12 protein-coding genes are annotated in these 15,126 nt (G+C 49.3%); 7 read left to right on the top strand and 5 right to left on the bottom strand.

The window, feature by feature from the left end; genetic code table 11:
* Positions 1-9: 9 nt before the first annotated feature.
* The gene (locus tag ACOJUO_RS00950) at positions 10-1,782 is read right to left on the bottom strand and encodes a tetratricopeptide repeat protein (RefSeq protein WP_422134834.1); all 1,773 of its coding nucleotides are present in this window, start codon (positions 1,780-1,782) and stop codon (positions 10-12) included.
* Positions 1,783-2,531: 749 nt separating this feature from the next.
* Here ACOJUO_RS00950 and hemA point away from each other — a divergent pair.
* The 4 genes from hemA to hemH all read left to right on the top strand — a co-directional run bounded on the left by hemA (position 2,532) and on the right by hemH (position 7,048).
* Positions 2,532-3,818 (top strand): glutamyl-tRNA reductase, encoded by a 1,287-nt coding sequence (hemA, locus tag ACOJUO_RS00955; RefSeq protein WP_422134835.1) that lies wholly within the window; start codon positions 2,532-2,534, stop codon positions 3,816-3,818.
* Positions 3,819-3,916: 98 nt separating this feature from the next.
* Positions 3,917-5,008 carry a peptide chain release factor 1 gene (gene prfA, locus ACOJUO_RS00960; RefSeq protein ID WP_422134836.1) on the top strand — a complete coding sequence of 364 codons (1,092 nt, stop codon included), beginning with the start codon at positions 3,917-3,919 and terminating at the stop codon, positions 5,006-5,008.
* On the top strand, positions 5,001-5,870 hold the full coding sequence (gene prmC, locus ACOJUO_RS00965; protein ID WP_422138682.1) for a peptide chain release factor N(5)-glutamine methyltransferase: 870 nt from the start codon (positions 5,001-5,003) through the stop codon (positions 5,868-5,870). Before prfA ends, prmC begins: the two co-directional genes overlap by 8 nt.
* Before the next feature lie 155 nt (positions 5,871-6,025).
* A complete protein-coding gene (gene hemH / locus ACOJUO_RS00970; protein WP_422134838.1) occupies positions 6,026-7,048 on the top strand; it encodes a ferrochelatase in 1,023 nt (340 codons plus the stop codon).
* A gap of 247 nt (positions 7,049-7,295) precedes the next feature.
* Here the strand turns inward: hemH and ACOJUO_RS00975 are convergent, their stop codons facing one another.
* The 3 genes from ACOJUO_RS00975 to ACOJUO_RS00985 form a co-directional block, all read right to left on the bottom strand.
* Complete coding sequence (locus ACOJUO_RS00975) at positions 7,296-8,306, bottom strand: hypothetical protein (RefSeq protein WP_422134839.1); 1,011 nt, start codon at positions 8,304-8,306, stop codon at positions 7,296-7,298.
* A gap of 359 nt (positions 8,307-8,665) precedes the next feature.
* The gene (locus ACOJUO_RS00980) at positions 8,666-9,364 is read right to left on the bottom strand and encodes a hypothetical protein (RefSeq protein WP_422138683.1); all 699 of its coding nucleotides are present in this window, start codon (positions 9,362-9,364) and stop codon (positions 8,666-8,668) included.
* Positions 9,365-9,608: 244 nt separating this feature from the next.
* Positions 9,609-10,178, bottom strand: a complete 570-nt coding sequence (locus tag ACOJUO_RS00985; protein WP_422138684.1) for a YajG family lipoprotein — start codon at positions 10,176-10,178, stop codon at positions 9,609-9,611.
* A 569-nt stretch (positions 10,179-10,747) separates the two neighbouring features.
* On the opposite strand from ACOJUO_RS00985, the gene ACOJUO_RS00990 reads away from it, so the two are divergent.
* The 3 genes from ACOJUO_RS00990 to rimI all read left to right on the top strand — a co-directional run bounded on the left by ACOJUO_RS00990 (position 10,748) and on the right by rimI (position 13,671).
* Positions 10,748-12,295, top strand: a complete 1,548-nt coding sequence (locus ACOJUO_RS00990; protein WP_422138685.1) for a 2-isopropylmalate synthase — start codon at positions 10,748-10,750, stop codon at positions 12,293-12,295.
* 5 nt (positions 12,296-12,300) lie between these two features.
* A complete protein-coding gene (locus tag ACOJUO_RS00995) occupies positions 12,301-13,122 on the top strand; it encodes a hypothetical protein (protein ID WP_422138686.1) in 822 nt (273 codons plus the stop codon).
* A gap of 93 nt (positions 13,123-13,215) precedes the next feature.
* Positions 13,216-13,671, top strand: coding sequence for a ribosomal protein S18-alanine N-acetyltransferase (rimI, locus tag ACOJUO_RS01000; protein ID WP_422134845.1), 456 nt, complete (start codon positions 13,216-13,218; stop codon positions 13,669-13,671).
* On the opposite strand, the gene ACOJUO_RS01005 is transcribed toward rimI, so the two are convergent.
* On the bottom strand, positions 13,661-15,022 hold the full coding sequence (locus ACOJUO_RS01005; RefSeq protein ID WP_422138687.1) for an RICIN domain-containing protein: 1,362 nt from the start codon (positions 15,020-15,022) through the stop codon (positions 13,661-13,663). The genes rimI and ACOJUO_RS01005 overlap by 11 nt on opposite strands.
* Between the last annotated feature and the right edge of the window lie 104 nt (positions 15,023-15,126).

Genomic DNA, 15,126 nt, shown 5'->3' on the forward strand with positions numbered 1-15,126 from the left:
CCAGCAGGCTTACTTGACGATGGAAACCTTGGGGTCCGCTAAAGCATCGGCCTCTTTATGCTGCTTTTCCAATCGCTCTCGGGTCTCTTTCAGAACGTCACTGTCTGGAGTCATCTGCAAAGCCTCGTCCCACAAAGCTCGTGCATCTTCTTTCCGCCCAAGGGCCCATAGCACCTCGCCCAGATGAGCCGCTACCTCATGATCGGGATACTTATCATAGGCGTTTTTGAGATAAACAAGAGCAGCCTGATAGTTACCCAGACGATATTGTACCCAACCCATGCTGTCCATAATGGCAGGATCATCTTCATCCAGGACATAGGCCTTCTCGATCAACTCTCTTGCCTCTTCAAAGCGATCAGTACGATCCGCCAGGGTGTAGCCAAGCGCATTCAGAGCGGCCGCATTTTCGGGCTGAAACTTGATAATGGCACGCAGATCTGACTCAAGATCCTTGATTCTTCCCATTTTCTCAAACACCATGGCCCGACCATAGAGCAGGTTAACATTCTCGGGGTAGCGCAATACGGCGCCTGAAAACAGCTTCAGAGCATCGTCAAGTTCTCCGGCATTCACCAGAATTTCTGTCTCGAGCAAATAAAGCTGAACAGCATGTACCGGGAATCGGTTGCGGTCTTCTTCCAATTGCTGTCGGGCCTCTGCCATTTTACCCTGCTTGAGCAGCATCTGGATAAGCGCGACCCGTGACATCATGAACTCCTTACCTGGCATCACGTTCAGAAAAGACTTCCGGGCCTGTTCATAATGCCCTTTCTGTTCTGATATCCATCCCAGATAATAATGAGCGGTACTTTTTCTCTGTCCCAGAGCCAATAGCTGTTTAAAATAGCTTTCAGACTCTGCCACCATCCCGCTCTCAAGTGAAATCAGAGCCAGAGACAACAGCATCTCAACATCGAAGGGTGACTGATTCAGGAGCACCTGAAACTGTTCGCGAGCCTCGCCAAGCTTATCCAGATGCACCAGTACACTGGCATAAATCAGACGCAGACGAGGAATATCCGGATACTTTTTGACGGCATCAGCCAGCATTTTCTCAGCCTCATCACCTTTGTCCATCTTATTGAGGATGCGACCCTTGAGTATGATAGCCTTGACGTAGTCCGGCTCCTTAGCAAGAAGCTGATCACAGATCTTGATCGCTGCTTGCAACTGATTATCCTGAAGCAACAAAATGGCCTTACCCAGCTTCAGCGACCGATGACCGGGATAATCCTTAAGAATGCTGTCAAAGGTGCTCAGCAATTGCACCCTTTCATCTTCAGGAAGCTCCAGGGCACTGGCTGCGAGGAAATCAAAATTAGCCTCACCTTCCAAAGCCAGAACGTCTCTCATCTGCTCAACGGCTCGATCCAGTTGACCCGCCCTGATCAGTTCAATAGCACCAGCTTGCAATGCGGCAGCATTTTTATCATCCAGCTTGGCCCAGAGTAACGCCGCATCCAGAGATGCCTGGCGAGCCCCGACGACCTGACTGATTTGATAGGCCCGTTTGGCAACCCCCTTGTCCTGCGTCTTATGAGCCTGTTTGAGATAATACCCCAGCGCCAGATCATAACGCTTACGCTGCCCGCCCAATTCGGCCACGAGCAGATCGTAAAGGGTATCAGGTTCAAAAGAAGCTACCGGCTCTTGCGGCTCGTGACTGACCTGGGCAGGAACCGATTCAGCCGCCCCGGGCTGCCATGAATATTGAACTGAAGAACAACCTGATACCAGCATGGCTGTCAGCACTATAGAGAAACTATTAAGTTTCTTCATGAATGGTATGCCTTTACCCGTTGGAAATAATTTCTGCACTGAACTCTGCAGTCCCGGATGGATCAGCTTTGAACTGTGGCCTTCTTTATCATGACATACGCAAATTATTGTGAAAAACATTTTACTACAGAGCCTGCAAAGAAAGGCCGGACAAAATATTTCTCTTTTTCTATGGGTATGACTGGATACATCCGGGTTTGCAGTTGTTGCCGTTCCATAGGAGAATTGATCGGCCAGAATGTCCATAACGAAAGAAGGTGCTGTTAAAACAGAGTGAAGATCAAGATTCTTCGCTGACCTGAGCGTATCACTGTTTGCTGACTGTAGTACTTAAACAGCACCGGGGCCTCGCACTGAACGAAGATCTGACAACAAACTGCGAATTATCAGGTGTTAAAAATCTGCCTGGCATGACAGGGATTCCCTCAGCTTCCATTGAAACAACTTGTATTGAGACAACCATGGACAGACAAAAAGTCAAACCAGTTACCCGAATGTCTGGAACAGAAGTTTCGATCTGCTTCGGGCAACATAATTAAGGGCACAGGCATCAGTCTGCTGTCCAGTGTTGTAGAATACTGTACGGTCAATAATAGCAGTGGCTCTCAAATAGACAGCCCAATCTTTCGTCAAAAGGCACGGAGACTGGATTAGATAAATGAACCTCCAGAGTAAAAAGACAGCCCTGAGTACCTCGCCAGTGGGTTACTTGTGGCTGGCTAGAGCGTAAGAAAAGGCAACAGGACTTTATGGGGTATCTTACCGCCGGTATCAATCACAGAACTGCACCCATCGCACTCAGGGAGCAGGTTGCTTTTTCACCTGAGCAACTGCCCGAGGCGCTACAGGATGCCCGTCATTTCATGCACACCAATGAAGTGGCCATTCTGTCCACCTGTAACCGGACAGAACTTTACTGTGCCAGCAACGCCGATTATCACAGAGCGCTTGAATGGTTGACAGGGTATCACAACCTGGATCAGAAGCTGCTTAGCGAGCACAGTTATATTCATCACGATAAAGCCGCTGTTCGCCATATAATGAGAGTGGCATGCGGCCTTGACTCCATGGTTCTCGGTGAACCCCAGATTCTCGGTCAGCTGAAGTCAGCCTACGCCCAGGCCCAGGAAGCCGGTACTATTGGCTCACTGCTTTCCAGACTGTTCCAGTACTGCTTTACTACCGCCAAACAAGTTCGAACCAATACCGCTATTGGTAGACAGCCTGTTTCCATCGCTTATGCAGCCACGACACTGGCCAGGCAGATCTTTGCCGACCTTTCTGAAAACACCGCTTTACTGATTGGTGCCGGTGAAACCATTGAACTGGTGGCCAGACACCTTCATCAACAAGGCCTTAAAGACATCTTTGTCGCTAACCGGACCATGAGCCGGGCGAAACTGCTGGCCGACAAATTTGACGGCAAGCCGGCCCTGCTTTCAGATATTCCTCACTTGTTGCCAGCCGCTGATATTGTCGTCTCCTCAACGGCCAGCCCGGTTCCCGTTCTGGGTAAAGGCAGTGTTGAAAGAGCGATTAAAAAACGCAAACACCGCCCCATATTTATGGTGGATATCGCTGTTCCCCGGGATATCGAACCCGAGGTCACTGAGCTACCAGACATCTTCCTGTATACCGTCGACGACCTGCATGACGTTATTCAGGACAATATGCAACAGCGACAGGATGCTGCAAAAGAAGCTGAGCTGCTGATCGAAACCGGTGCTTTTGAGTTCATGAGCCAACTGCGCTCACTGGATGCAGTGAATGTGCTGAGGAGCTATCGAAAAAATACCGAGGAACTCAGAGATTTTGAGCTTGAAAAAGCCATGCTTTCTCTGGCCAATGGTGTTCCGGCGGAACAGGTTCTGACTCAATTTGCACGTTCACTGACCAACAAGCTCATGCATACCCCCAGCGTGCAATTGAAAAAAGCCGCTGCAGAAGGTCAGAACAACCGACTGGAATGGGCTGAAGAACTGCTGGGCATTCATCGCCGTTATGAAGACCGCGCTAAAGAGCCGAGCCACTCCTAGCTGTGCCAGCCATTACCGGCTGAAATTCAGCCAGAAGCCACCGGATACCTGTATAACCCATCAGGTTCACACCTGAAACAAGCATTGATTAAATCCAAATGAAAGATCCCAATCTGGACAGTCTGAGCGCCAAGCTTGAAAACCTGCTGGAACGCTTTGAGGAACTCGGTGCTTTACTGAGTGACCCGCAAGTCATCGGTAACCAGGACCAGTTCCGCAGACTCTCCAAGGAATACGCTGAACTTGAACCCGTCGTCAATGCCTACCGGGATTACGACCAGATTCAGAGAGATCTGGAAGACGCCCGGGCCATGAAAGACGACCCGGAAATGGCTGATCTGGCTGAGGAAGAGATTCAGAGCTGCGAAGAAAAGCTGCCAGCCCTGGCTCAGGAGCTGCAACTACTGCTCTTACCCAAAGACCCCAGGGACAACAACAATACTTTCCTGGAAATTCGTGCCGGTACTGGTGGTGACGAGGCTGCTATTTTCGCGGGAGACCTGTTCCGGATGTATTCCCGCTTCGCTGAAAAACGTGGCTGGAAAATCGAAGTCATCAGTGCCAATGACGGTGAACACGGTGGCTATAAGGAGATTATTTCCCGCGTGGTCGGCAATAATGTTTTTGGTCATCTGAAGTTTGAATCCGGTGCCCATCGGGTCCAGCGTGTGCCTGAAACAGAATCCCAGGGGCGTATACACACATCAGCCTGTACTGTCGCCATCATGGCAGAACCTGATGAGCAGGAAGCCATCGAGATCAAAAAGGAAGATCTTAGAGTCGACACCTACCGTTCATCGGGTGCCGGTGGTCAGCATGTAAACACCACCGACTCGGCCATTCGACTGACCCACCTGCCTACCGGTATTGTGGTTGAATGTCAGGACGAACGTTCACAACACAAGAACCGGGCCAAGGCCATGGCTCTGCTTTCTGCAAAACTGCAGGATGCTCAAGAGATGGCTGCCGCCAAAGAGATCAGCGAAACCCGTAAAAGTCTGGTGGGCAGTGGCGATCGCTCCGAGCGTATCAGAACCTATAACTACCCTCAGGGGCGGGTCACTGATCATCGCATCAACCTGACGCTTTATAAATTGCCAGAGATTATCGAAGGCGACCTCGACCCTGTGATTAACCCCCTCCTTCAGCAACATCAGGCGGACCTGTTGACAGGATTGTCCGATGAGTAGACTAGTGAGCAGGATTGATCAGACCCTCAGTGAGGCCACTCAACGCCTCACTGATAGTCATACAGCCAGAAAAGAACAAAGCGACACGGCCCGTCTTGATGCCGAAGTTCTGCTCTGCCATGTATTGGGCAAACCATACAGCTACCTTTTCACCTGGCCCGAAAGAGAGCTGACGCCCGAACAGGCTGAACAGTTTGAGTCCATGCTGGCACAACGGATACTGGGAACCCCTGTCGCTTATATAACGGGTGAGAAAGAGTTCTGGAGTCTGAAGCTTAACGTTTCACCCTCCGTACTGATTCCCAGACCCGACACTGAAAGGCTGGTTGAGCTCGCCTTGTCTATGCCCGTTTCGGACCAGGCAACCGTTGCCGACCTTGGCACAGGCAGCGGTGCCATTGCTCTGGCAATGGCTATCGAGAGGCCACACTGGCAAGTGATTGGCGTTGACAGACTGTCCGGGCCAGTCGCCATCGCCAAAGAAAATGCCGCCCTGAACCAGATAGGCAATGTAACCTTTGTAGAAGGTGACTGGTGCTCACCCTTATCCGACCCATTGGACATGATTGTCAGCAACCCGCCGTACATTCGTGAAGACGATGAGCACCTTGCTCAGGGGGATGTACAGTTTGAACCCCGATCAGCATTGACTGCAGGCAAAGACGGTCTTGATGATATACGCACCATCAGCCGACAAGCCTTCGGGAAGCTGAAACCGGGTGGCTGGTTGTTGTTTGAGCACGGCTATGATCAGGGCAGAGATATCCGGATCATTCTGGAGTCCAATGGCTTTACCGCCATTAGCACACAACAAGACCTGTCTGGTCAGGACCGTGTCACCCTGGCGCAAAAAACCGCCTGAACCGGAGCCTGATAGCTGCATTTCCCCTATGCTTACGTTTGGTTATACTCCTCTGCTCTTAGCTGAAGCAGTAAACCCTTAAACAGTCGTGTGCGATAGAGGATATTTTTCGCATCTGACAATCAAAGATTTCACAAGGTAGGCAGGAAGTAGGGATGGAAAATACCGGAGCATTGCTGGTTAATCTGGGTTCGCCCGATAGTCCGCATGAACAAGATGTACGACACTATCTGAATGAATTTCTGATGGATGCTAATGTCATCGATATGCCCTGGCTCGTAAGACGCATGATTGTCAGTCTGTTTGTCCTGCCCAAAAGACCGGCTCAATCCGCCAGAGCCTACGCCTCTGTCTGGACTGAGAAGGGCTCACCTCTAATCAGCAACAGTAAAGACCTTCATGAAGAAGTCCAGAAGCTCACTTCCATGCCAGTAGAGTTAGCCATGCGTTATGGCAGGCCAGACATGGAGAGCGCTCTGGTCAGACTGGCAAGCAAGCCGGAGATCAAGGAAGTTCTGCTGTTCCCTCTCTACCCTCACTACGCCATGTCAACCGTCAAGACAGTGGTAGAGAAAGCGGAAGAAATCATCAAAGACTACAAACTGCCGGTGACATTGAAAGTTCACCCCGTGTTTTATAATCACGATGCCTACATTGAGGCACTGGTAGAAAGTGCAAAAGAGTATCTGGAAAAAGATTATGATCACATTGTGTTCAGTTATCACGGTGTTCCGGAAAGACACATCCGTAAGGATGACTGCACAGGTTCCCACTGCCTGAAATCCGAGGACTGTTGTCAGAAAGCATCACCTGCTCACCTTACCTGCTATCGACATCAGGTTTACAGAACCACCGCCTGCTTTGTCGAGAAAGCCGACATCCCGGTGGACAAATACTCCGTCGCCTTCCAATCAAAACTGGGGCGGGACAAATGGTTGGAACCGGCCACCAGCAGTACCATTAAATCACTGGCAGAACAGGGCATCAAAAAGGTTCTGGTCATCTGCCCGGCATTCGTGGCTGACTGTCTGGAAACCCTTGAAGAGATTGGCATGGAAGCGAAAGAGGACTTTATTGCAGCTGGCGGTGTATCCCTGGAACTCATTCCCTGCCTGAACAGCCACCCTGCCTGGACGAAGCTGGTCAGTCAATGGCTAGAGAAACCGCTCCATAATTGATCACGGGATGAGCCCGACACGCTTTCTCAGGTGCCTGCGCCTAAGTACTCAACCATACGAAATCATATTTTCTGACTTATTGTTCAGGCACTCGCGGCAACTGCTCCTGCGTTGCTCTAGCTCCTGCATCCATGCAGTCGTGATGCGTTGCAACTCTGGTCACATAGCTTGCTATGTTCCCGTCGTTGCGCCTTACAGAGCACCTGCCCAATAAGCCAGAAATATTCGATTCCGTATGGCTGAGTACTTATTGCGCGGCATCTGGTTTTTGCCATATGTTATACAATAGAACTGGCCAACTGAGAATGCGATCAATGATTACCGGCGTTAGAAGAATTATTGTTTTTAGAACATAGTTATTATGCTTGATTCCTGCATATGAGCTTCCAACAATAACAGGCATAGCTAATATCACCATTTTTGAGATATCGCTTATGTCTAATTGTTTACTCTGATTCCCATAATATCTAACAGTAACGGATAGGAAAGATGCCAGAGCATTACTGTCTGAAAAAATATAAAACAGTCTGTTTTTTGTTCCCTGATAAAGTAACATTGCAGCCAGAGAGATGATAATAAACTCATTTTCATTTGATTTTAGATGATCAGCTCCAAACTCGTTATAGACCGACACACGTTCACTTAATGATGCAGCCAGCGAAATACAACTAAGGAGACCACCTCGAAAAAGATAAAGGCCTTCACTCATATCGAATTCGTCAATTATGCTCTTTAATTCAACAGGCTCTGGCCGTAAACAACCCATAAATTTTTCAGGTGCATTGGCCGCATATACAATCGCACCATGTCTATCTCGGGTAATATATCTCCTGATGGATTCTAAATCATTAATTCCAATATCTTGTTCATAAACAACACCCTTAGATGCGGTAAGCTTTATTTTGTGCACGTATTCTGACGGACTGGTATAAAAAGCTAAAGACAGTGGAGCTTCAGCCAATGCACTTATCAATTGAACAGCAAAAACACTGTAGCAACCCTCTGCTTTGTTTATTTCTTTCGTTTTTACTTCAGTTGATAAAAAAAACATCGCTATGACAAAAAATAAATTGTGCACTAAGTCAGCCCCACAACAAGTGATCATTTCATTTGGACTGATCAGAGTAGCCTGTGTACCCAAAAAATCCAGAAAACAGCCTTGGGTAGCCAATGACTTTGGCGTTTGCCGACAGATGCATGAGAGTTTTTCTGCTTTGGTGACACTCCCCGCCTTGTCAGGCGAGGCTTCTGACTTCACGGGCTACAGCCAGCCTATAGCGACTGGACTTACACAGAAGCCTCCATCAGCAGTAACCGGGTGCCCCTCGGTTATTTTGTTGGTCTTTTGTTTGATTTGTTGAGTATCTATACGGTTCCAGTCGATGCGTTGCAATAACGACTTTCGAAAGTCTTCTAGCCCAACAAGCAGTTAACTCTGCTACGGATTTTTTTTTAACAGTGCTTGGTTTTCGTCACCGTGAGTCCCTGCATAGGGACAGACCGATAGAGAATATAGCCAGCTACGTACAAACACGCAAGCGGAACGCTCTGCGTTCCCGTCTTATATCCCCGCCTGCGCGGCCCGGCCCGATTGGGCGAGGGTTTACGACGATTTTGCTAACTGGCGCTGCCCGGGATTGCCATTTTGTGCAATTTATCAATGAATGCTCTCGGAAACAGGCCACTACTGATGCAGTCCTTAATGATGGGTGTCAGTGGTAAGCATTTATCACGGATCACATTTTTCATTTGCAAAAAACTATTCATAACTGAAAGATTCCAGGCGCCAACACTCTTTTTGACTGAAGGTAGAAGTTTAAAGTGATTTAACAGCTCCGGTTTACGTAAATAAACATCGAGTTTGATTTCAACATCCCCCAGAATTTCTTCCTTTTCAACTAAATATATTTCCTCGTCATTGCGATTGTAGTAAGGGAGGCTATACAGCTCTGCTTGCCAGGCATCCCAGTCCCATAGATCCGGTTCGGTAGGGTTTTGAAGGGTGCTATCAGCGCTACTGGTAACACTGGCAGCTGGTGAAAGTCGCGTATCTGTCAAACCAAAACGCTCTATCAAAAAGTTAGCCAGTTGTCTGGCAAATAGCTCTGGCCGACACTGGTGCTCCTCCGACTGAGTTGTGATCAGCCTGACAGTCTGCTCTTGAAGGGCTACCATGCGAGAATGAAACTGTGCCTGTTCTGCATTAATGGCTTGCACCGTGCTCTCATAGCTGGGCGGCTGGTCAGTGGCAGCAGTTTCTTGACGGAGCGGGGGCGCTGTTTGGCCAGCGCCGTTATCAGAACCAAATGTATACATAATCTGTTCTCCATTTAAACAGATTATCGTAAAGCCCATGGACTCTACGAAGATCATTGTTATTCGCAAAAATGTTGCCATTCAGGCTGCAATAGCGCCCGATTGAAAAACCTCTTCATGGTTGGACAATGATTACAGGGAAAAATTCCCTAAGGGACTGCTCCTCAAGGCGTTTTTTCTGCCTGTGAGAACATCAGATTTCAGGCTACCTGGTGTTCGATCGACAGGATTAAATGATAAAGACTCAGGCCTGTTTCAGAAAACCTCTCAACCTTGGGTCTGCCAAGGCTCTGCTCAGCACATCACTGAGCACTTTATCGATCAGCTCTTCGTTCTTTTCATCAGAGGGTGCCTTGGGTACACGCTCACTGATTTCGCTGGAGTAGACCCCCTCGAAACGCTGATCGCCTTTTACAACCCTGACCCGGACTTTTGCCTTCAGGTCCACCTGGGTGATGTAACTGCCCTCTGGTACCTTGTACTCCAGATCATCAAGATAAACCTGGAACTGGGATACATCTTCAGATTCAGTAACTGTCAGCCCCATCTCTCTCAGACCCAGCTCCACTGCCGAGCGAATAGCCAGAGTCAGGCGGTCATTGGTCGTAATGGCGTTGGTATTTGAATAAACCCCTCCACGATGACCAAGAGAGCGGGACAAGCGCTCATCATAGACGGTCACACTGACCGTTCCCTGCAATGGTTTAATTGGCTTTTCCACAGCAATTCTGGGGGTTACATCCACTTCCTGAGGGCTCAGGGCACAGCCGACCAGGGCGAGAGCGGCCAATAAAATAAGTGACATTTTTTTCATGAGTCCGGCTATCCTGTGATGGGCGGGGCGCCCTTGGCGAAAGAAAATAGGGTCGACACAAATCCTATCCAGTCTCGAAAACCGGATCAACCGGCTTGGCAAAGCGACTTATAGAGGATATAGTGCATTCCACATAATCCATTAAACAATCTTACGCTGATTTCAGAACGCTGAGCGTGATTACAATGCCTATAGCGAACGATAAGCAACAGCCCGAAATCTTCCGGGACTCTGATAACGACACCAATGCGCAGGTAACAGCTGCCCGTGAGTCTGTGGTGTTCACTCCCAAGTCCATCTTTCGTCCTTCCCGCCTGCTACTCCTACTGCCTTGAGCAGACTATTTAATTTCACCTTCGACCCCGGCCGTCTGGCCCTCTGACCCCAAAGTCAGAAAAATGATTACATTTGTACGAATTCCGACTGACAAGTGCAGAAAATGCCGCCTGTTGCAAGCAGCATCTTCTATGTCGGCACTTTCAAAAATCCTTTTGCACAAATAGAACCTTTTGCACAAAAAGCGCGTCAAAAAACATTGAACTGATAAAAGAACAGCGGGAGCAGCAACCATGAGCAACGATCAGGTTATTATTTTCGACACCACCCTGAGAGACGGTGAACAGAGTCCCGGCGCTGCTATGACCGGGGATGAGAAGGTCCGGATTGCCAAATCTCTGGAAATACTCAAGGTGGACGTCATTGAGGCAGGCTTCGCCATTGCCAGCCCAGGCGATTTTGAAGCGGTCAAAAGCATCGCTGAAACCATTAAAGACAGCACTGTCTGCAGTCTTTCCAGGGCATTGCCCAAAGATATTGAAGCAGCAGCACAAGCTGTGCAACCAGCTGCTCAAGGTCGTATTCATACCTTTATTGCAACCTCTGCGCTGCACATGAAACACAAACTTTGTATGACGCCTGAGCAGGTGCTGGAACAGGCAGTGGCTTCGGTTAAGCTGGCCCGCAACCTCATTGACGATGTTGAGTTCTCTCTGGAAGACGCTGGACGATCTGACATCGACTTTATGTGCCGTATCATTGAAGCCGTTATCGATGCCGGTGCCCGCACCATTAACATTCCGGACACGGTTGGCTACGCCCTGCCTCACCAATTCGGCAACGTGATTGCCCAGCTGATTGAGCGTGTTCCCAATTCAGACAAAGCCATCTTCTCGGTTCATTGCCACAACGACCTTGGGCTCGCAGTAGCCAACTCCCTGTCAGCCGTGGTTAACGGTGCTCGTCAGATTGAATGCACCATCAACGGCCTTGGAGAGAGGGCGGGTAATGCCTCTCTTGAAGAAATCGTTATGGCTATACGTACCCGCCAGGACGAACTCAAGGTCGAAACGGGCATCAACACTCAGCATATCGTTCCTACGTCCCGTCTGGTCTCCGGTATCACCGGCTTCCCGGTTCAGCCCAACAAGGCCATTGTCGGTGCTAATGCTTTTGCTCACGAATCCGGTATTCACCAGGATGGCATTCTGAAAAACCGCGAAACCTACGAAATCATGAAGGCTGAAGACGTTGGCTGGAACACTAACCGTCTGACCCTCGGTAAATTATCCGGCCGCAGCGCCTTTCAGTCCCGGATGGAAGAGCTGGGTATTACTTTTGCTGATCGTAACGAACTGACCGAAGCCTTTAACCGCTTCAAGGTGCTGGCTGACAAGAAATCTGAAATTTTCGATGACGACTTGCAGGCACTGGTCAGTGATGTTCGCTCCGCTAATGAAGAAGAGAAATACCGTCTGCTTGAGCTGGAAGCGGGCTCCAGTACCGGTAAAACACCAGAAGCACGTCTGGTTATTGCAGTAGACTCTGATGAGATTGAAGTACGCAGTGCAGGAGACGGTCCTGTTGATGCGGTCTTCAAGGCCATAGAAAGTATTGCTAATTCCGGTGCCCGTCTGGCATTGTATAACGTTAGCGCAATTACCAGCGGTACTGATTCTCAGGGCGATGTCAGCGTACGTCTGGAAAAGCAGGGTCGCATTGTCAATGGCTCCGGAGCAGACACCGATATTGTGGTCGCTTCTGCCAAAGCCTACATCAATGCTTTGAACCTGCTGAATGCTGACCATCCAAAAACCAACCCACAGACAGGGAACCTCTAACAGTCATGCAAGGCAGGATCAGCGAGCAAACTCGGCAGCACTACCTCGATGCCATGGGTATCCAGACCTGGTTTCCCAGCCAAATCCTGCCTAATGCATTGCCCCCCAGGGCGTTTGACTTTCCAGAGGAAGAGCCGGTTGAAGCGTATAAGCCCGGACAATTAACTGTTTCTTCCCACCCATCTTCAGCTCCACTTTCTGAAGGTGCCACAGGTGCTTCTTCAGCAAAAGATTTGCTGGGCATCTCCAGTCGTGTTGAAACGAAACAGGATCCGGAGCCAGCAACCTCTGTAGAACAGAACATTATTTCTGAACCCCGGCCAATAGAAATCAGCAAGTTCAGGCTGGTCACTCTGGCCGCCAACGAACACTGTCTGGTAGTCGCCGAAATGCCTCACTCCGGACTGAATCAATTTTCACGCTTTCACCTTCGATTACTCAGCGATATTCTTCGTGCTATTCAACTGCTTGCAGGGTCTGAAACTCTGCCTTTCAGTGAGTTCGTCTGGCCACTGGGCAATGCTGGCCTGATGGAGCACCTGAGCCAGGACGACTCCGCTGCTGCCGACGCAGTTTGCGCCTACCTCAGTAACCAGTTTGGCCTGGCCAGACGAAAAGTAGTTCTGCTCTTCGGTCAGGCAGCAGCCCGTTTTGTGATAGATCCAAGCCGACAGTTCAACGACCTGAGAGGTTTGCAGACGGGCCTTCACTCCAATCAATACTTCATTGTCACTCACGGTCTTAATGAGTTGATGAAACTTCCAGCCCTGAAGTCAGAAGTCTGGCAGGATATTTCACCGATAATCAGGGAGCTGACCCCTTCATAACCGCCTCATGAGCAGAAAATCGATTACGCTTAGCAGCCTGTGCTGATGCCAGACGCCCGATATTCCTCAGTTATCACGATAAAGAAAACTTATATGCTGTCATTCAGAACAATGACTCACCAGGATCTTCCGGAACTGGCGGCTATCGAGCAGGAAGCCGGACCTCATCCATGGAATCAAAAGCACTACATGAACAGTATCGACTCGGGTTATCTCTGCATGGTAGCCGAACACCAGGGTAGAATTGTTGCCCAGGGAGTCGTCATGCTGGCTGCAAGAGAAGCCAGCCTGCTGATTCTGACCGTCTCTCGCAGTGAGCAGGGCAGAGGCTATGGCACTGCCATGCTGAATCAACTCATCGATGCTTCAGCCAAATTGGCAGAAACCCTGTTTCTTGAAGTGCGCGAATCCAACAAAAAAGCCTTCAACCTCTATCTTAAATCTGGTTTCAGTGAAATTGGCCGCCGTAAAAACTACTACCCGGCAAACAAAGACCATAAGGCCGAGGATGCTATTGTTATGGCTCTGGATCTCAGCGTCAGGGAGTGACCGGACAGTCATCCAGCCAAACGCCAGTGACAGGATGTCTGCCACATCTGCCAAGTAGCCACTCGAAGTAGACTTTTAGCTCTTTTGGTTTCTTTTTCTTCTGTTCGTTCACTGTGATGGGCAACGTCAATGCCTCAGTGTATGAATAAGGATCAAGGCCCCCGTTCAACATAGTTCTCAGACGCCCTCTTTCCGGGGATGCAGGAGTCTTGCCACGGGCAAAATACCACTTTTGAGACGGACTTCCTCCGGGAAAGCAGGGTAATAGTGAAAAGCTTCCCGGCAGCCAGGTCAGGCAATATCGGTAACCTGCAGCACGATTAAAGATTCGCTTGGTTAACAAGTCATGGCGCCAAACCTGGCTGTTCTGGCTATCGCAAGTACCCAGTTCAATGGATGTCGATGAATAGCAGCTACTCATGTCAGGAGATTCGGACAAACAGCTTTCTGCGGCGCTAACACCAAGGCAAAGCCTCAGGTTCTGATTCACCAGCAGGATATCTTCTGTCAAACGCTCAGAGACCCAGAAAGCTCTCTCAGGCCGCTCTTCCCAGCTCAAAACCGGTGGGACTTTTTCTTCCTCAGGTTGCGCTTCTTCCGGTGGCACTGTCTCTTCAGGAGGAAGGGGCTTTTCAGGTTTGATTTCTTGCTCAGACGCCTCTTTCTCTTCACCAGGTTCGGGCCCCTGGTCATTTACAGGTTCCCGCTCAAACTCACAGACGGTTTGTCCCGTATGCAGATTCTTATAGCAGCGCCGCTCTCCCATATCCGCCTCAAGATACCGATAAAGCAAAGGTGCAGGATCCTCACTCTTATCAAGCAGCGCGATATATCCGTTCTCCTGTTGTCGATCAGTTGCGTTCGACAATCTGCCTTGCTCATCAAATAGCCAGATCTGGGCGCTGGTCGATTCTATACAGGGCAACATTGCCAGAGTGTCTATCATTCTGGATAGACAGATACTGGCAGCAAAGCCCTGATAATGGATCGTTTTTCTCTGGAAATCATAATACCATTTCTGGAATGGGCTATTGTCGTCGCAGGGTTTGATCACTGCCCGGTTTCCGGGATAACAGAGCCTTTTCTGCTCAGGGTTCTGATGCACACAGGTAGTAGACTCATCCCCTTCAACATCCAGCCCCAGGCAATAGGAAGCGCCCTCTTTCTGGAGGAAGAATTGATTGGCAAAATGTGCAACCGGCCGATGATCGTCTGAGACATCTGCCCCGGACAGGAGCGGAAAAAAAACGAAGAAAACAGATAAAAGATTAAAAGCTCCGAAGAGCAAAAATCCCCATAATGAAACAGGAACAACTACCAGTCCATTTTTGTAGTTCCACTTACCTGCCATCTCTGTCGCCACTCTATTTATTAATTATTTTGACATTAGCTGATTACCCTTCTTTGTCAAAATGCTAACTGCCGGTCAGAGCCACAAAACAGCCGCTTTTACAG

This window comes from Endozoicomonas sp. ALC020 (genome assembly GCF_049275935.1).
Classification (GTDB): domain Bacteria; phylum Pseudomonadota; class Gammaproteobacteria; order Pseudomonadales; family Endozoicomonadaceae; genus Endozoicomonas_A.